The organism is Capnocytophaga sp. CM59 (assembly GCF_000293175.1).
Classification (GTDB): domain Bacteria; phylum Bacteroidota; class Bacteroidia; order Flavobacteriales; family Flavobacteriaceae; genus Capnocytophaga; species Capnocytophaga granulosa.
In genome coordinates, this window is sequence record NZ_ALNN01000023.1 from 1 (window position 1) to 17392 (window position 17392).

Here is a 17392-nt window from a genome sequence, read left to right on the forward strand (position 1 = left end):
AAGACGCAATAAATTGCGTCTCTACCCTAACGCTGGCTAAGACAACTCCTGATGAGCGTAGTCATCCGTAGAGACGCAATTTATTGCGTCTTAATGAATTGGACTATACAATCATTTTTTACTATTGATTGGCATTTGTAGTTTCTTTATAAAGAGCCAAAGGCTCTAATCATAATAGGCACGAGCTGCAAGCTCGCGCCAGCAAAGGGAGGATCCGTGGTCAGACGTTAGTGGTCAGTTTTCAGTCTATTGCGACTAATGGCTGATTACTGACATCAGACGTCTGACCACTGAATAACGCTGTAAAATTACAACATTTCGGTTGGGAAGTCAAGAAAACGCATAGTGAGAAGTAAGAATTTATACAATAAAAAATGGTGTTAAGTATTTAACAGTAGGCAGAGGTCAGCAGCCAGAGCTCAGCAGTTGAAAAAAAATAGAAAAATGTAAAGAGGGTGTTTGAGAAAAAAGTTGTATATTTGCCCCTAAAAATCTTAGTTAATGAAAAGGACTTGTTTTATAGCAACTATAGGCCTACTCCTTTTTGGGCAGTATGCCGTAGGGCAACAGATGAAAATCAATCAAAGCCAGCAGATTAAAGACCTTATGGAGGTCAAAAAAGAATTTGGTCAACAGGAAAAAACCTACCAAATCCAGATATATAACGGCACTATCAACGAGGCAAATGAGGAGATCAAGCGTGCCTCTGGAAAGTACTCTTATCCATGTTTTTTGGCCTTTGAAACCCCTAACTACAAGGTGCGTATGGGGCAATTCCGTACCCGTTTGGAAGCGGAAAAAGCCCTTACTAAGGTCAAAAATATGTATCCAGCAGCATTTGTGATAGCACCTTACTAATGATTAATGCCAATAATGATTAATGCCAGCAATAATGCCATTAATCATTAATCATTAATCATTTAATCATTAACCATTAATCATTTAATCATTAATAAAAATGTTTTACAAAGCCCATAGAGAAGGAGCGAAGATTATATTGGTAAGTACCATTATAGTGGCGTTACTTTTCATACTTATAGACCAGTTTGTTCTAATAGAATGGCTTAGAATCGCCCTTATGCTGGTGGTTTTGGTCTTTTTTATTCTTATCCTACAGTTCTTTAGGAATCCAAAGCGTCAGGCGTCTGTGAACCCTAATCATATCCTTTCCTCGGTAGATGGGAAGGTGGTGGTCATAGAGGAAGTAGAAGAGAATGAGTACTTTAAGGACAAGCGCCGAATGATCTCGGTGTTCATGTCGCCCCTGAATGTACATGTTACCCGCTATCCTATGAGTGGGCGAGTGGTCTATAGCAAATATCACCCAGGGAAGTACTTGGTGGCATGGCACCCTAAGGCCTCCGAAGAGAATGAACGTACCACAGTGGTGATTGAAAATGAGCAGTTTGGAAAAGTACTCTACCGACAAATAGCGGGCGCCTTGGCCAAACGCATTGTCAACTATGCCAAGGAAGGCGATATGGCTGTACAAGGCGCAGATGCAGGCTTTATCAAGTTTGGCTCACGTGTGGATATCTATCTGCCGCTGTCGGCTAAGGTGAAGGTTACCCTTGGGCAGAAAGTGAAGGGAGCCATAGACATTATAGCAGAGGTATAGCCTTGGAAGAAGCACCATTTGCCGATTTCTCACAGATTCTCTGTCGTTGGTATACTGCCCATAAGCGAGATTTGCCATGGCGTGGAGAGCCGAACCCTTATTATGTGTGGCTTTCTGAGATCATCTTGCAACAGACTAGGGTCAGTCAAGGGCTACCATATTACCTGAACTTTGTTGAACAGTTTCCTACTGTTGCCGATTTGGCCAATGCCCCTGAAGAGCAGGTTCTTAAGGTATGGCAAGGCTTGGGCTACTATTCGAGAGCAAGGAATCTACAACAGGCAGCCCAGTATATCATGCGAGAGCTTGGGGGCGTATTCCCAACTACCTATGAGGGCTTGCTTGCACTCAAGGGAGTAGGTGACTATACTGCCAGTGCTGTAGCCTCTATCTGCTATAATGAAGCCAAGGCTGTGGTAGATGGCAATGTATATAGGGTGCTAAGTCGTATTTTTGATATAGAAACACCTATCAATACCACTGAAGGGGTAAAGTACTTTAGGGAGCTAGCCTACCAGCTGTTAGACAAAGAGCGGGCAGGGGAGTACAACCAAGCGATAATGGAGTTTGGCGCTCTCCAGTGCAAGCCACAATCGCCTGATTGTATGAGCTGTGTGATGCAAGCCAAGTGCCTAGCCTACCACAGAGGCAAGGTGGAGCAGCTACCTGTAAAGCTACCCAAGGTGAAGATACGCCAACGCTATTTTCACTATTGTGTACTCTCCGATACACGCGGATATACACGAGTGCAAAGGCGCGGAGAGGGAGATATATGGCACGGACTTTATGAATTTCCATTGGTGGAAACTCAGACCGCTCTATCACAGGAGGAAGTTTGGGCTTTGCTCAAAGAGAAGTACCCCCAAGCAGCGACTATTGCCTACCCCAAGCAAACCTATATGCACAAGCTCACCCATCAGCATTTGCATGTGTCGTTTTGGCATATAACCTTGGCTGAAAATCTTACAGAGGGAATCCCTTTTGTGGACTTGAAACAGTACCCAATGCCTGTAGTGATACAAAAATACATTGATAATTGTTGATTGTCAATGGTTAATACTATTAATTATTGTAAAATGAACGGAACTTTAAATAAAGTCATGCTGATCGGTCGCTTAGGAAGTGATGTAAAACTCACTTACTTTGAGAAGGATAGCTGTGTGGGGCAGGTATCTTTGGCTACCGATGAGTCCTATACTGATAAGGCTACCCAGCAGAAGGTGGAAAACACCCAATGGCATAATATAGTGCTATATAACAAGTTGGCCGAACGTGTAGAAAAATATGCCAAGAAAGGGGACTTGATCTATGTAGAGGGGAGATTGCGTACCCGACAATATCAGGCACAGGACGGCTCTACGCGCTATGTGACAGAGGTGGTAGCGCAGGATACCAGCTTTCTTTCTTCTAAGAGAAATACCCCGCAAGAGGGAACAGCTACAACTCAAGGAACAGTTAGCACCCCTCAAAAGGCAGCTGAAACGCCTGAAAAACTGACGGATACCTCCTCACAAGTGGGCGATGTACCCTTCTAAAAGAGAAAAGGACACTCGTGAAGTCCTTATTGTATAACGAAACATTTAATTTTGGACACAGAATCGTCGATACTCCAATCATTAACCCCCTCTACGGTGGATTTGCTCATCAGAGCGCTTATTTTTATACTACTTTTAGCTTGTTCTGCCCTTATATCGGGATCAGAAACAGCTTTGTTTTCGCTGTCTTCGACCGAGGTGGAAGATGAAGAGCAGCAGGACAGTAGTTCACTCATAGTACAACTACTCAAACGACCACAGAAACTATTGGCTACTTTGCTTATAGCCAATAACTTGGTCAATTTGTCTATCGTTTTGGTCTTTGACCCCTTGGGAGATTTCCTTTTTGGAGGTATGAACGAGTGGGTAAGGGCGATCTTTGAGGTAGGTATCCTTACTTTTGTCATACTTCTTTGCGGGGAAATCTTGCCTAAGATATACGCTAGTCGCAATAATCTTATCTTTGCCCGACACGTAGCCCCCATTATTAAGGTTATGGATCTATGCTTGACCCCAGTGAGTGCTATTATGACCCTCTTTACCTCGTTTGTCAATAATAAGCTCCGCAAGAGTTCTTCTATTTCGGTAGGGCAACTCTCTCAAGCACTGGAGCTTACCTCGCAGGAGGACACCACTCGTGAGGAGCATAAAATTCTCTCAGGCATTGTTTCCTTTGGTAATACCGATATACGAGCCGTCATGCACCCTCGTATAGATATCTCGGCTATAGATGAGACAATGACTTACCCAGAAGTATTGGCTTTTATCCAAGAAAATGGTTATTCCAGAGTACCTGTATATCAGGATAATATAGATAATATCACAGGGATTATTTACGCCAAAGACCTCTTGCCTTATCTCAATGAAAAGGATTTTGACTGGAAGCGAATCAAGCGCAAGGCCTTTTTCGTGCCTGATAACAAGAAGCTCGATGACCTCTTGGCAGAATTTCAACAGAAGAAAATCCACTTAGCCATAGTGGTAGATGAGTATGGAGGCACTCTAGGCGTGGTAACCCTTGAAGATGTCATAGAGGAGATCGTAGGGGAAATCAGCGATGAGTACGATGCAGAAGATGCCTTCTATACCAAGTTGGACGAGAATAACTTCCTTTTTGACGGCAAGACTTCCCTAAAGGATTTCTACCGCGTACTTGCCGTACCAGAGGATGTAGAGGAGCATTTTGAGAAGATACGAGGGGAAAGTGAGACCTTAGCAGGCTTCCTCTTGGAGCTTATTGAGGCTTTCCCAGAGAAAAAACAGGTAATACCCTTTGAAAACTACACCTTTACCATAGAGGATATAGATAAAAAACGAATCAAACAGCTAAAAGTAACCATCAAATGAGGATCAAATTACTAATGAGTTGTTGTATAGGGCTGCTTTTGGTAGCCTGTGGAGGTGATTTACAGCCTAAACCCAAGGCCTTTCTGCGTTTGGATTATCCAGAGGCACAGTATGATACCCTCAAGGGGGAAACGCCTTTTTCGTTTGAGAAAAACACCTATGCCAAAGTAAGCACCAAGCAGAGGTATAGTCTTAATCTGGACTATCCCGCCATGCGAGCCACTATATATATTACCTATAAGCCCGTGAAGGACAACCTTGTAAAGCTGCTCAAGGATGCTCAGAACCTTACCTATGAGCATACAATCAAGGCTACCAATATAGTGGAGCAACCTTACCTAAATACCAAAGACAAGGTGTATGGCATGTTCTATGAAGTAGATGGCAATGCGGCCTCGCAATCCCAATTCTATATTACCGATAGCACGCGGCACTTTCTCACAGGCTCTATCTACTTTAGGGTGCGTCCCAACTATGACTCTATCTACCCGGCAGCGATGTATTTGAAGAAGGATATACGCCGTATTATGGAAACCACTCATTGGAAATAAGAGATGTATAGAAAAGCATTATTCATATTTGTCATAGTCATGCAACTATGTAGTTGCCAGCGAGAGCACTATCAGCGGAATCCCTTTTTGCAAGAAGCCAGATTCAGCTGTTGGCTGAATATGCGCCTGCCAGAGTATATCAAGCTTCGTCTTCCGGGGAGGAGTGCGGTTTTGGTTGATAATGTAGGACTTAGGGGGATCGTGGTAGCCCATATAGGTGAGCAGTATATGGCTTGGGATAGGGCTTGTCCCTCGCAAGTGCTTTCTGCTTGTAGTCAAATGACTCTTGAGAGCGACCATACCTTCATGCGCTGTCCCTGTACGGGGGTGAAGTATAACCTGCTCAATGGCCAACCTCAGTCAGGAGCGAGTACTTATCCTATGCTTAACTATCAAGTGGAAAAGCAAGGCGATGTCTTAATAATATCCAATTAGATGCTTTATAACTTTCTCCAAACCAACAAAAACAGCCATTTTTTTCTGCTCTATGGGCTGGGTGTCTTGCAGATGATACTCTATAGGTATCTGCTGCTGGAGCTACCTATAACACCATTTTCCATAGCAGAAACCCTACTGATGTGCTTGCTGCTTTTGGTTAATACCTCTACTATAAGCTTTATAATTAGAAAAAACCAACTCAGTGAGGGCAATCTCTTAGTCTTGTTTTTTTGGTTAGCTCTGAGTATGCTTTTCCCAGAACTGTATAAGGATAGTATGGTTATGCTGGCCAACACCTGTATTCTACTGGTTATTCTCCAAATTATGCAGTCACATAGTATTGCGGATGGCAGACAGGCTTTTTTTGATATTTCGGTACTGATTTTCTTAGCCAGTTTGTTCTTTTTGCCGTCCTTGTTGGCCTTATTGCTACTTTGGATACAGATACTTACCTCTGGAGGGAAGAAGTTTCGTAATTTTCTGATTCCTTTGGTTGTTTTTGCGATGCTTTTTGTCATTCTTTTGGCAGCAGCACTTCTTTTGGGCTGGCAAAATGAGTTGTTTTTACGTTTTTATTACCTACCTACCTTTGATGTTTTTTCATTTTTACAATACAAATATGTACCACTCTTAGGGATTCTTTTGTTCAATCTCTTTTTTACCTCATGGCTACTGAAGAAGACCTATAAGCGCTATTATGCCACTTTCTTTATCAGTTTAGTTTTGGTAGGTATCGTAGGGGTAGTGCTATATGAAAACAAAAATGCTGTAGGATGGCTTTATTTTACCTTTCCTACAGCACTTTCGGCTATGATGCTCATAGAAGGCCTTAGGCGACCTTGGCTTAGAGAATCCTTGTTGTGGTTCTTTGTCTTATTACAAGTGGCCGCTGTTATGATAGGCCGCCCTTATTTGCTCTAATGACCGCCTGTAATCCACCGGTAGATATCGTTACCATTGGCATAGAGTAGTAAGGCCAAAAGGATAAAGAAGCCTACCATTTGGGCATATTCCAAGACCTTTTCGCTGGGCTTTCTGCCTGTAATCATCTCATAAATGAGGAAAACAATATGCCCCCCATCAAGGGCAGGGATAGGGAGTATGTTCATGAATGCCAATATAATAGAAATCAGCGCTGTACTCTCCCAGAAGCGTTGCCAATCCCAAGAGATGTCAAACATCTTGGCCATGGAAGCAAAGCCCCCTACTTGGTTAGCGCCTTTCTTGGTGAAGATATACTTGAACTGTACGGCATAATCATGTAGTGTCCAGTAACCATAGCTAATCCCCTCGGAGATAGAGGAGAAGAAGGAGTAATCCACATGGGTTGTTTTGTTGTCATAGTATTGTGTGGCTATAACCCCTAAGATTCCCTCTTTAGGTGTGATGGTAAGGTCTTTGAGCTGGCTACCACGAAGGATTTGCAAGGTGTTCTCTCCTTCCTTGATAAGCGGCTTGAGCTGGTCAAAGAAGGCAATTTTCAGCCCATTGATCATCACGATATGGTCGCCCTTTTCAAGTCCTGCTTTGCTTGCAGGAGAGTTTACCAGAACACTATCAATCTCGGTCGTACGGCGCTTTATGAAGGGCAAAGGCACCTTATCGGAGTGGAAAACCTGCATGCCGAGACTATCAGGTACTGCAATGGTCTGCACGGAGCCATCGGCTTTCTGTACGGTGATGTTCTCTATATGGCGGGTGAGGATCATACGATTGATAGCGAAAGTGTTGGTAAGGTCTTTCCCATTAACTTTTAGGGGAATATCCCCATCCGAGAAGCCATAGGACTTCATAGTTTGGCTTACTTCATACCCATTGGGTACATCGGAAGGGCGGATTTCGTCTTTGCCCCATACGCTGAAGATCATGGCGTAGAGAAGGATACCCAAGATAAGGTTCACCGTAACCCCACCGATCATAATAATCAAGCGTTGCCATGCGGGTTTGCTACGGAACTCCCAAGGCTGGGCGGGTTGCGCCATTTGTTCCTTATCCATACTCTCGTCAATCATGCCAGCTATCTTCACATAGCCTCCTAAGGGTAACCAACCGATACCATAGACTGTTTCCCCTATTTTCTTCTTAAATAAGGCAAACTTGACATCAAAGAACAAGAAGAACTTCTCTACCCTTGTTTTAAATAATTTGGCGGGTATGAAGTGCCCTAACTCGTGGAGAATCACTAAGATAGATAAACATAACAGTAGCTGACCTGCACGAATAAAAAATGCTTCCATTAGTATTATTTTTAGGCTGCAAAAATAGGAATTAATTAGCTAATTAGCAAAATAATTTGACAATGAGTCAATGAGCTAATTAGAAAATTGATAAATCAATCAAATTCTTGTTAATTAACAATTCGCGATTAATCATTAACAAATAAACTTTGTACTTTTGTCCCGAAAATTTAAAGATTAATATGATGAAGAAAATTACATTATTATTATTTTTGGCAGTAGGTTCTTTTGCCTCTGCACAGTCTTTGGACACTCTAAAATTGGATACAACTAACGAACAAAGATTAGAAGATCTTAAAGCAAAAGCAGACGCAGAAAAACAACAATTAGAAGCTCAAAAGGAAGCAGAAAAGGTTGCAAAAGCACAGCAAAAACAAGCTGAGAAAGAGCAAAAGCTCAAAGAAAAACAACTAAAAGAAGCTGAAAAAGCAGCAAAAGAGCAAAGAAAACAAGCTGAAAAAGAGCAAAAGCTCAAAGAAAGACAGCAAAAAGAAGCTGAAAAGGCTGCAAAAGAGCAAAGAAAACAAGCTGAAAGAGAGCAAAAAGCCAAAGAAAAAGAACAGAAAGCAGCAGAAAAGGCTGCAAAAGAGCAACAAAAACGTGCAGAGAAAAAACAGAAAGCACAAGACAAGCTCGCTAAGGCGAAATTAAAGGTTAGCAAAGTACAAGCTGAGTACGACAAGCAAGACTTAAAAATAAAAGAGCAATCAGCAAAAGGTAAGCTCTCCGCTGAAAAAGAGTTAAAGCTACGTACTAAACTATTGAAAACAAAGTCTAAACTCATCGACGCTCAATCTAAAGTAAATGACTTAGAGATAGAAGTACAAAGACTTAATTAGTGACTAATGACAAGTGACTAATAATCACTAAAAACTAAAAGGTTGCCTGAAGTGGGCAACCTTTTTTAGTACATGTTTTTAAGTTCTATTGTGCAGCAGGAATACTATCTTGAGCTTCAGGTGCATCGTCAGGAGTAGTGTCGTCCTCTTCAGGGATATTTGTCTCATCTTCATCATGGTCATGCATACCACCGCCTTGCTCTTTGCCTCCTTGTTCTTTGTCGATAGAGACAAGCCATTTGCCATCTACCTTCTTTAGATCAAGCGAAGTCTCTTTCTCAGATTCCTTTGTTTTGTAATATACCTTTGCCTTGTCACCATTTTCCTCTACTTTGGTAATAATAAAATCGTCATCATGGGCATTGGCTTTTGCTTTATCAGCTTCCTCACCTTTGGAAAAGCTTTCCATAAGGGAGAGGAGATCCTGAGTGTCCTTGTCACAATATTTCTTTGCTTCTTTAAAATCAAGTTTGTTGACTGCTTTTAGGAATTTCCCGGCCACTGCTTTAGGGTTGTTACTTGAACAAGAGACCAAGAAAAGCCCTAAGAGAAGCGAAAATGTTAAAAGAATTTTTCTCATGTTTATAAGGGATTAAAGGGTTATACAAGAGAGAGGACATCGCGAGCGATTTGGATTTCCTCATTGGTAGCTACTACTACAATTTTCACTTTGCTATCGGCAGCTTCTATTTCTACAATATCGCTTGGGTGATTGAGTTTTACGTTTTTCTCTTTATCCACTTTGATACCGAAATACTCTAAGCCTTCGCATACAGCCTCGCGGATCATAGCAGAGTTTTCACCCACTCCAGCGGTGAAGATAAGTGAATCCAAGCCTCCGAGTGCCATAACATAAGCACCGATGAATTTTTTGATACGGTAAGCATACATATCCAAGCAGAGCTTTCCTTTTGGATCTCCTTGATTGACAAGCGTTTCGAGATCACGTGCGTCAGGGCTACCGATAAGGCCTTTCATACCACTTTCGCTATTGACAATCTTAGAAATCTCTTGGGTAGAGAGTCCTTTTTCGCCAAGGAAAAAGATCACAGTACTATCTATATTTCCCGCACGGGTACCCATGATAAGTCCGTCACCAGGGCCGAATCCCATAGAGGTATCTATACAGTGGCCTTCTTCGTTCACAGCAGCCATACTTGCTCCATTACCAAGGTGAAGGGTGATGTTTCTCATCTTAGGGTTGTTAAAGTGGCGACGTGTACGCGCATCTACATACTTGTGGCTGATGCCATGGAACCCATATACACGGATTTTGTCTTCTGTATAGTAGTGGTTAGGAATGGCGTAGCGGAACGCCTTTTCAGGCATGGTTTGGTGAAAGGCGGTGTCAAATACAGTGAAGTGCTCTGTTTCCTTAGGGAATATCTTCTGAGCGGCTTCTATACCGATGATACTAGCAGGGTTGTGCAAGGGAGCCAAAGGAATCACTTTGCGAAGTTCTTCAATCACCTCAGGAGTTACTCGTACAGGTGCGGTGAATTTACCCCCGTGTACCACTCTGTGACCGATGTATTTTACCTCGCTAGTGGATTTGATCACCCCGAATTCTTTATCGGTAAGATACTGAGCAATTACTTTGAAGGCTTCTTCATGGGTAGGGAAGTGTGTTTCTTTGCTGATCTTATGCTTTTCTCCTTTTTCCCAGTATTCGTGTGTAATTTTACTTTGTTCTAAGCCAATACGTTCGGCAAGCCCTTTAGCTAATACCGTTTCGGTGTCCATTTCGATAAGTTGGTATTTGAAAGAAGAGCTACCGCCGTTGATAATAAGTACTTTCATTGGTTTTATGTTAATTAATCAGTTGTTGTATTAGAAAGGAAGGTCATCATCATTTAAATCATTTCCTTGAGGCGCAGGTGCAGGAGCCTTAGGGGCAAAAGTAGTGGCTGGCTGAGGTGCAGGCGCAGGTATAGGTTGTGGGGGAGGTACTTGTCCTTGTGTAGGGGCAGCTTGTGCAGCAGTATCTACATTGACAATACGCCAAGCCACTAGGGAGTTAAAATACTTTACCTCTCCCTGAGGGTTAGTCCATTCGCGCCCACGAATATCAAAGGTAACTTTGACCACTTGCCCTATTTGATAGCCATTGAGCAACTCGCAGTTGCCTTGGGTGAAATCAATAGAGATGGTCTGTGGATATTGTTCTTCAGTAACAATAATAAGCTCTCTCTTTTGAAAGCCATTAGCTCCAAAGGTTTGCACAGGAGTAATCACTTTTATGCGTCCTTGTAATTCCATGTGTTATGATGTTATTTTAAAAATCAGAGATAAAAAAAGTAAATATGCGACAAAGGTAATAAAAAAAGTGGAATAAGTAGGGGTTTTGTCCAAAAATATTTATCAAACGCTATTCAACAGGGGCTTCTTCCCTTTTGATACGCTTTTTGATACGCTTGAATTTCTTGACAATAAACTTATTCAAATCCTTGTCCTTAATGGTATAAGTGTTTAGCAGCAGCACAGGGGCAATTACTCCAAAGGCAAGGCCTAAGGTGATAAAGCCTGTCTGTAGACCCAGCTTTAGGGTTTCAAAAATAGTCTCCAAGGAGCGGTCGTGCTCATGGGTGATGGTAACCATTTTGATCAGTCCCATCATGAACTCGTAGCCTGACTTGCCTGGAATCATGTTAATCACCGCAGGAATGGTAAATACCATAGGTGGGGTATGTACTCTATGGGCAAAATACATGCCTAAAAAGCCTACCAAGCAGGCACCTACGAAGGAAGCAATCACCACTTGGTCTGGGATAATGGTCTTGATAAGCAAGAACTTAATACTCCAGCCTACTGCACCCAGTAGTGCTGTAGCCCAGAGTGCCCTACGAGGGGTATTGAACAATAAGGCAAAGCCCACCGATACCCACATAGACCAAAATATACGTTCGGCCAATAGTACAAAAGCATCAAAGAAGTTCATAACCAAAGATAAATAAAGAGAGATAGAAACCTATAGAAATCATAAAGATAAGTCCCAAGGCATAGGCAAGCTTGGCCATGCCTGATACCATATAACCTGTGAGCATATCTATAAAACCATTGATAAGGGGCACCCCTGGGATAAGCCACAGCACGCAAGCGGCCAAGGCGTTCTTGTATTCTTCCACTCCCATAAGGCGAAAGGCATTCACTACACTGACCGAAACAAAAGCCGCCCACGCCCAGCAGATAAAAACATTGAACTTTCTCAGTTGCAATAAGCGCCGGCCAGTAAGCCCTGTTAGAGTCGCCAAGAAAGAGATGCCCATCTCAAGGTAACTATTGTGGTTATCCCCCCCGAATATATACGCCAGAGAGCCCCCCGCCAAGGAGACAAAGAACCACATCAGGTACATATTGTAGTGGGACTTTTGCTTGATATAAGCCACTTCCCGCTCTATCACCTCTATAGGAGGTTTCCTTTCTAAGACCCGCCAAGAGAGGATACTGATGTCTGAGATTGCATTGAAATTGACCCCATGATAAGGAATACTCTTAACGATGGTCTCTTTTTCTTTGGTAGCATTGTCATAGACGGTGATGATAATAGCCGAATACGAGTAAAAAATATCGCAGTGATAGTTCAAGGCCTCGGCTATGCGGGTGGTGTTTCTCAGCACCCTACGTGTATTAGCACCCCCTGTGATGAGGACAAAGTTGATTTCGGCCAAGAGCTGTGCCACCCGTTCTATTGTTCTCATGATTATACAGATTAGTTCTAATTATCTTTAGTATTACTTATTTACTATAATCAAGAAATAGTTTTTCTTTCCACGTTGCAAGAGGATGAAACGCTCATTGAGCAGGTCTTTTTCTCCAAGGAGATGGCCGTCAGCTACCTTCTCCTTATTCACTGAAATAGAGTTCTCGCCTATGGCACGGCGCGCTTCGGAGTTACTCTTGATAAAACCTGTTTTAGCAGAAAGCGCCCCGATAAGGTCAAGACCCCCCTTGAGGTCGGCTAAGGAAATTTCCGCTTGTGGTACCCCGTCAAATACCTCAAGGAAGGTCTTAGCATCGAGCTTTTTGAGATCTTCAGAGGTAGAGTTGCCAAAGAGAATTTGGGAGGCTTGTACGGCCTTTTCCCATTCCTGTTGTCCATGCACTAAGAGGGTCAGTTCTTCGGCCAATTTACTCTGTAGAATTCTTAGGTGGGGAGCCTCGCGGTGAGCAGCGATAAGGCTTTCTATCTCCTCCTTAGGGAGCATGGTAAAGATCTTGATATAGCGCTCGGCATCAGCATCGGAAGTGTTGATCCAATATTGGTAGAATTTGTAAGGAGAAGTCTTTTCAGGGTCTAGCCATACGTTGCCTCCTTCGGATTTGCCAAACTTAGTACCATCGGCTTTGGTGATCAGAGGACAAGTAAGGGCAAAGGCTTTTCCACCTACTTTGCGGCGAATCAGTTCGGTACCAGTGGTGATATTGCCCCATTGGTCGGAGCCTCCCATCTGTAGGGTTACATTTTTTTCTTGGTAGAGATGCAGAAAGTCATAGCCTTGTAGCAGTTGGTAAGAGAATTCGGTGAAGGACATACCCTCGGTATTCTCATTGGGGTCAAAGCGTTTTTTTACCGAATCTTTAGCCATCATATAATTCACAGTGATATGCTTGCCAATATCACGAATAAAGGAGAGAAAAGAAAAGCCCTTCATCCAGTCGTAGTTATTAACCAGTTCGGCACGATTGGAGGCGGTACTTTCAAAATCAAGGAATTTGGCCAATTGTTTTTTGATACCCTGTATATTGTGAGCCAAGGCCTCTTCGGTAAGGAGGTTTCTTTCAGCAGATTTGCCAGAGGGGTCACCTATCATACCTGTAGCCCCACCCACCAATGCATAAGGCTTATGGCCGCAGTTTTGGAAATGGCGGAGCATCATTACTCCCACCAAGTGTCCTATATGTAATGAGTCCGCAGTAGGGTCTATCCCTACATAAGCGGCACGAAGGCCTTCCATAAGGTGCTGTTCGGTCTCAGGCATGATGTCCTGAATCATACCACGCCAACGTAATTCTTCTACGAAATTTTTCATTTTCTTTCTTTAGTTGTTAAGTAATTAGTGGTTAGTTGTTAGAGACTAATTTTTGCTTTGCAAAGGGATATGAATAAACAATATTACTTGGCATTTACTTTTCTTAGAAAAGCAGATACAATGGATAAGATAATTCCTCCTGCAAAAATAGTTCCTATAACAGTTTGTCCTATGTATATGAGAAATCCAGAGAAAAACATTCCTAAAACAACGATAATAAAGGAAAAGATAATACCTAATTTGCTAATCTGTCTTATTCCTCTTTCAGTGTCTTCTGCGATTTTTAATTTCTTAGCAAAGGCTTGATGTCGGAATTCTTGTTCTTTTTCAGCAGTCTGTTTAAGCCATTCCAATATGTTGTTGTCTATTCTATGGAGTTTTTCTATTTCAGTCGCATCAGGAAGTAGATTGTCATCTAAAACCTCTTCAATTAGGAGTCCTTGTCCTTGTTGATTTTTTACAACTTGTTGCTTTTTCTGTTGTTTTGCCATTGATTGTCTTTGTATTTCTTAAAACTCTCTTTAAAGTCATTAGTAATAATAGCTCTGTCTGAAACAAGAGCTTTTCTGTCATCGGCAAAAGTGGGAATCTCTAAGTTTTCTATTTCCTTAGCAATTTCCTGATAATAGGAGGAAGAAGTTACCAAGTGTGCAGTATTCCCACTGATTGTACTTAGTAGTATATTGATGATATTCATATTTTTTAGTTGTTAGTTTTTGCTTTGCAAAGGTAAGAAATAAAACTAAGATAGCAATGAAAAAAGAGAGAAAAAAAACACTAAGATTGTTTGTAACTCATAGAGAAAATTCGTATTTTTGCGTGATATAAACACATAATCCTATGAAAACACAATTTATTACTTCTTCTACCTCTAGGCAAGTTTTGTGCATGCTCTTGTTGGTAGGACTATCGCTGACATCTTGCCAAAACTAACCAAAATCGGCTGTGGAGGAGGCTACTGCTGCCAAGGTACAGGAGTCTCAAAAAGAAACACCTAATGCCGCTATAGGGGATACCACAGAAAAGCTCCTTAGCGAAGATGAGGTAGTAGATTTGGTACTGGCCTTGCCTATCACCCAAAGAGCTAATAAACAAATCAATGAAGCGACCAAGGGGCAAAAAGGAGTCTCTGTTATGGTAGAGCCAGAGGAGACTATAGAGCATGGGCAAAAGTACTATGTGGTAAGGATAGGTTATAATGGGAATGAGCGTTACGAAACCTATCATCTGCTCTATGTAAATAAGCAAGATAGGAGTGATATTCGTATAGAAGATCCTATAGAAGGGACAATTATTCCACTTGCTCAATGGGAAGAAGAGAATTAGTTTTAAATAAAGAGTTTTTGTTAAATTTTTACACATGCAAGAGAAAAAAATTATAGATCGCTTTATCCGCTATGTAAAAGTGGATTCGCAATCCGATCCTGAGAGTACCACTACTCCAAGTACTCAAAAACAATGGGATATTATTCACCTTTTGGTGGATGAGCTAAAGGAAATAGGCCTTTCAGAGGTCAGTGTAGATGAGTATGGCTATATTATGGCTACACTTCCCTCCAATGTGTCGCATGAGGTGCCTACCATAGGCTTTATTGCACACTATGATACATCGCCTGACTTTTCTGGGGCGAATGTAAATCCTCAGTTTGTACATAACTATGATGGGGGAGATATAGTGCTCAATGAGAAGGAGAACATTGTGCTATCTTCCTCTTACTTCTCTGATCTGAAGAAATATGTAGGGCAGACGATCATCACCACCGATGGGCTTTCACTCTTAGGAGCCGATGACAAGGCGGGGGTAGCGGAAATCGTATCGGCTATGGAGTACCTTTTGCAACACCCTGAGGTACAGCATGGGAAAATCCGTATTGCCTTCACTCCTGATGAGGAGATAGGTAAGGGACCGCATAAGTTTGATGTAGAGAAGTTTGGTGCTCAGTGGGCTTATACTATGGACGGTAGCCATATAGGGGAGTTGGAGTATGAGAGCTTCAATGCTGCTGGGGCTAAGATACATATCAAAGGTAAGGGCGTACACCCAGGCACAGCCAAGGGGCGTATGGTCAATGCCATTCTTATTGCCAGCGAGCTGATAGAAGCACTTCCAGAGAATGAAATTCCAGAACGTACCGAAGGCCGTGAGGGCTTTTTCCATGTGATGAACATCAAGGGAGATGTGGAAGATGTGTATATCAATATGATTATCCGTGACCATGACCGCAATAAGTTCAATGCACGTAAGGAGTTGCTACACACAGTAGTAAAAGACTTACAAAAGCTCCACAAAGATGCTGTCTTTGAGTTAGAGGTGGAAGACCAATACTACAACATGCGTGAGAAGATAGAGCCTGTGATTCATATCGTAGAGATAGCCGAGCAGGCAATGAAGGAATTGGGTATTACTCCTGTAGTACAAGCCATTCGTGGAGGTACCGATGGAGCACAACTTAGCTTCAAAGGCTTGCCTTGTCCCAACATCTTTGCAGGAGGGGTTAATTTTCACGGTAAGTACGAATATCTGCCAGTACCGAGCCTACTCAAGGCGGTAGATGTGATTGTCAAAATTGCGGAAATAACAGCTGATAAAGGTAAAAAGTAATAAGGAGAAAAAAGTAAAAGGTAAAAAGTGGTTTGTCACTTTTTACCTTTTACTTTTTATTTTTATTTTTTAGTTTATTTTCGGGTCTTTCATACCTTGTTCGATCATATTGTAGAATTGGTCGAGCTTAGGCAATACCACAATACGGGTCCGGCGGTTGATAGCACGTCCTTCAGGAGTTGAGTTGGAGGTAACAGGTACATATTCTCCACGTCCAGCGGCAGTCATACGCGAAGGAGATACCCCAAAATCGTTTTGGAGGATATTCACTACGGCAGTAGCCCTTAGCACGCTCAAGTCCCAGTTGTTCTTGATACAAGTATTCTTGATAGGCACATTGTCGGTGTGTCCCTCTACCATGAACTCAAAATCAGGCTTGTTATTGACAACTTTAGCTACTTTACCAAGTACTTCACGGGCACGAGGGGTTACGTTGTAGCTACCACTGCTAAAGAGCATTTTGTCGGAGATAGAGACATATACCACACCTTTGTCCACCTGTACAGTGATATCCTCATCGTCCAAGTTGCCTAATACCCCTTTAAGGCTCTGTACAAGGGCTAGATTGATAGAGTCACGACGGGTAACAGCATCACGCAAGTTCTTGATAGTGAGGTCTTTTTCCTTGATACTTTCCAAGGAGCGTTCGAGGTTATCGGCTCCTTTTTGAGTAAGCATGGTCATATTGCCAAGGTTGGTAAGCAATCCCTCATTGTTCTTGCGAAGCAGTTCGTTGTTGGATTGCAGAAGCTCTCGGTCTTTTAAGCAGCTGTTGAGCTTTACAGTAGCGGTATTGAGCAAGTCCTCAGTGCTCTTGAGCTGGTCTTGTAAGGCTCGGAATTTCTTGTTGGAGACACAAGAGGTCAAAGCCAATCCGCCTAATAAAATAAGTACAAATTTTTTCATACGTGAAATTTTTAAGTATTTTATGGGGCAAAAGTACGATTTCTTCGTTAAAATTATCCCTTATGAAAGGATATTTAAAAGTTAAAACTCAGGTGTTGTAGGGGTAAAGTCCGCCAAAGCGGAGTATGTGAACTGTTTGCCCCCGCTAGCGCGAGCTTGTAGCTCGTGCTTATCATTGTAGCGCTTGTAGCTCTCTCATAAGGAGCCAAAGGCTCTACTTTATTGTAGGCACGAGCTGCAAGCTCTCACCAGCAAAGGGTAGACACGAGCTGCAAGCTCGCGCCAGCAA

The 17392-nt window shown here is 42.4% G+C and carries 21 protein-coding genes; 11 read left to right on the forward strand and 10 right to left on the reverse strand.

From position 1 onward, the window contains the following. The first annotated feature begins 501 nt into the window (after positions 1-501). From HMPREF1154_RS06410 to HMPREF1154_RS06445, 8 genes are all read left to right on the forward strand, one after another. Positions 502-858 carry an SPOR domain-containing protein gene (locus HMPREF1154_RS06410; RefSeq protein WP_009641832.1) on the forward strand — a complete coding sequence of 119 codons (357 nt, stop codon included), beginning with the start codon at positions 502-504 and terminating at the stop codon, positions 856-858. Positions 859-958: 100 nt separating this feature from the next. Then, positions 959-1618 carry a phosphatidylserine decarboxylase family protein gene (locus tag HMPREF1154_RS06415; protein WP_009641769.1) on the forward strand — a complete coding sequence of 220 codons (660 nt, stop codon included), beginning with the start codon at positions 959-961 and terminating at the stop codon, positions 1616-1618. 2 nt (positions 1619-1620) lie between these two features. Beyond that, the gene (mutY, locus tag HMPREF1154_RS06420; RefSeq protein ID WP_009641787.1) at positions 1621-2661 is read left to right on the forward strand and encodes an A/G-specific adenine glycosylase; all 1041 of its coding nucleotides are present in this window, start codon (positions 1621-1623) and stop codon (positions 2659-2661) included. A 33-nt stretch (positions 2662-2694) separates the two neighbouring features. After that, positions 2695-3153, forward strand: a complete 459-nt coding sequence (locus HMPREF1154_RS06425; protein ID WP_034567030.1) for a single-stranded DNA-binding protein — start codon at positions 2695-2697, stop codon at positions 3151-3153. A 51-nt stretch (positions 3154-3204) separates the two neighbouring features. Further along, on the forward strand, positions 3205-4500 hold the full coding sequence (gene gldE / locus HMPREF1154_RS06430; protein ID WP_050999705.1) for a gliding motility-associated protein GldE: 1296 nt from the start codon (positions 3205-3207) through the stop codon (positions 4498-4500). Then, positions 4497-5051, forward strand: a complete 555-nt coding sequence (gene gldD / locus HMPREF1154_RS06435; RefSeq protein WP_009641820.1) for a gliding motility lipoprotein GldD — start codon at positions 4497-4499, stop codon at positions 5049-5051. Before gldE ends, gldD begins: the two co-directional genes overlap by 4 nt. Positions 5052-5090: 39 nt before the next feature. Then, complete coding sequence (locus HMPREF1154_RS06440; RefSeq protein WP_232211980.1) at positions 5091-5486, forward strand: hypothetical protein; 396 nt, start codon at positions 5091-5093, stop codon at positions 5484-5486. Continuing rightward, the gene (locus tag HMPREF1154_RS06445; protein ID WP_009641812.1) at positions 5487-6410 is read left to right on the forward strand and encodes a DUF6427 family protein; all 924 of its coding nucleotides are present in this window, start codon (positions 5487-5489) and stop codon (positions 6408-6410) included. It abuts the gene before it with no gap. Here the strand turns inward: HMPREF1154_RS06445 and rseP are convergent. Further along, complete coding sequence (gene rseP, locus HMPREF1154_RS06450) at positions 6407-7726, reverse strand: RIP metalloprotease RseP (protein ID WP_009641818.1); 1320 nt, start codon at positions 7724-7726, stop codon at positions 6407-6409. The two genes, HMPREF1154_RS06445 and rseP, sit on opposite strands and share 4 nt — an antisense overlap. A gap of 185 nt (positions 7727-7911) precedes the next feature. On the opposite strand from rseP, the gene HMPREF1154_RS06455 reads away from it, so the two are divergent. Next, positions 7912-8565 (forward strand): cell envelope integrity protein TolA, encoded by a 654-nt coding sequence (locus HMPREF1154_RS06455; protein ID WP_009641816.1) that lies wholly within the window; start codon positions 7912-7914, stop codon positions 8563-8565. 85 nt (positions 8566-8650) lie between these two features. Here HMPREF1154_RS06455 and HMPREF1154_RS06460 read toward each other — a convergent pair whose 3' ends face one another. The 8 genes from HMPREF1154_RS06460 to HMPREF1154_RS06495 form a co-directional block, all read right to left on the reverse strand. After that, the gene (locus HMPREF1154_RS06460) at positions 8651-9145 is read right to left on the reverse strand and encodes a DUF4878 domain-containing protein (RefSeq protein WP_009641821.1); all 495 of its coding nucleotides are present in this window, start codon (positions 9143-9145) and stop codon (positions 8651-8653) included. A 20-nt stretch (positions 9146-9165) separates the two neighbouring features. Next, complete coding sequence (locus HMPREF1154_RS06465; protein WP_009641814.1) at positions 9166-10365, reverse strand: acetate/propionate family kinase; 1200 nt, start codon at positions 10363-10365, stop codon at positions 9166-9168. Between the two features lie 30 nt (positions 10366-10395). Beyond that, positions 10396-10824, reverse strand: a complete 429-nt coding sequence (locus tag HMPREF1154_RS06470; protein ID WP_009641772.1) for a DUF3127 domain-containing protein — start codon at positions 10822-10824, stop codon at positions 10396-10398. A gap of 109 nt (positions 10825-10933) precedes the next feature. Further along, positions 10934-11503: a threonine/serine exporter family protein gene (locus HMPREF1154_RS06475; RefSeq protein ID WP_009641827.1), complete on the reverse strand. Its 570-nt coding sequence runs from the start codon at positions 11501-11503 to the stop codon at positions 10934-10936. Beyond that, on the reverse strand, positions 11490-12263 hold the full coding sequence (locus HMPREF1154_RS06480; protein ID WP_009641840.1) for a threonine/serine exporter family protein: 774 nt from the start codon (positions 12261-12263) through the stop codon (positions 11490-11492). Before HMPREF1154_RS06480 ends, HMPREF1154_RS06475 begins: the two co-directional genes overlap by 14 nt. 33 nt (positions 12264-12296) lie before the next feature. Beyond that, positions 12297-13595 (reverse strand): tyrosine--tRNA ligase, encoded by a 1299-nt coding sequence (gene tyrS, locus HMPREF1154_RS06485; protein WP_009641768.1) that lies wholly within the window; start codon positions 13593-13595, stop codon positions 12297-12299. Between the two features lie 83 nt (positions 13596-13678). Next, on the reverse strand, positions 13679-14086 hold the full coding sequence (locus HMPREF1154_RS06490) for a hypothetical protein (RefSeq protein ID WP_009641835.1): 408 nt from the start codon (positions 14084-14086) through the stop codon (positions 13679-13681). Then, positions 14053-14292, reverse strand: a complete 240-nt coding sequence (locus tag HMPREF1154_RS06495) for a hypothetical protein (RefSeq protein ID WP_034567034.1) — start codon at positions 14290-14292, stop codon at positions 14053-14055. Before HMPREF1154_RS06495 ends, HMPREF1154_RS06490 begins: the two co-directional genes overlap by 34 nt. A gap of 248 nt (positions 14293-14540) precedes the next feature. Here HMPREF1154_RS06495 and HMPREF1154_RS06500 point away from each other — a divergent pair, with 248 nt between their 5' ends. Continuing rightward, entirely contained in the window at positions 14541-14921 is a 381-nt protein-coding gene (locus HMPREF1154_RS06500; RefSeq protein WP_009641815.1) for a hypothetical protein, read from the forward strand. A gap of 34 nt (positions 14922-14955) precedes the next feature. Beyond that, on the forward strand, positions 14956-16197 hold the full coding sequence (gene pepT / locus HMPREF1154_RS06505; RefSeq protein ID WP_009641804.1) for a peptidase T: 1242 nt from the start codon (positions 14956-14958) through the stop codon (positions 16195-16197). Positions 16198-16266: 69 nt separating this feature from the next. Here the strand turns inward: pepT and HMPREF1154_RS06510 are convergent, their stop codons facing one another. Beyond that, positions 16267-17103 carry an OmpA/MotB family protein gene (locus HMPREF1154_RS06510; RefSeq protein WP_009641809.1) on the reverse strand — a complete coding sequence of 279 codons (837 nt, stop codon included), beginning with the start codon at positions 17101-17103 and terminating at the stop codon, positions 16267-16269. Positions 17104-17392 lie beyond the last annotated feature (289 nt).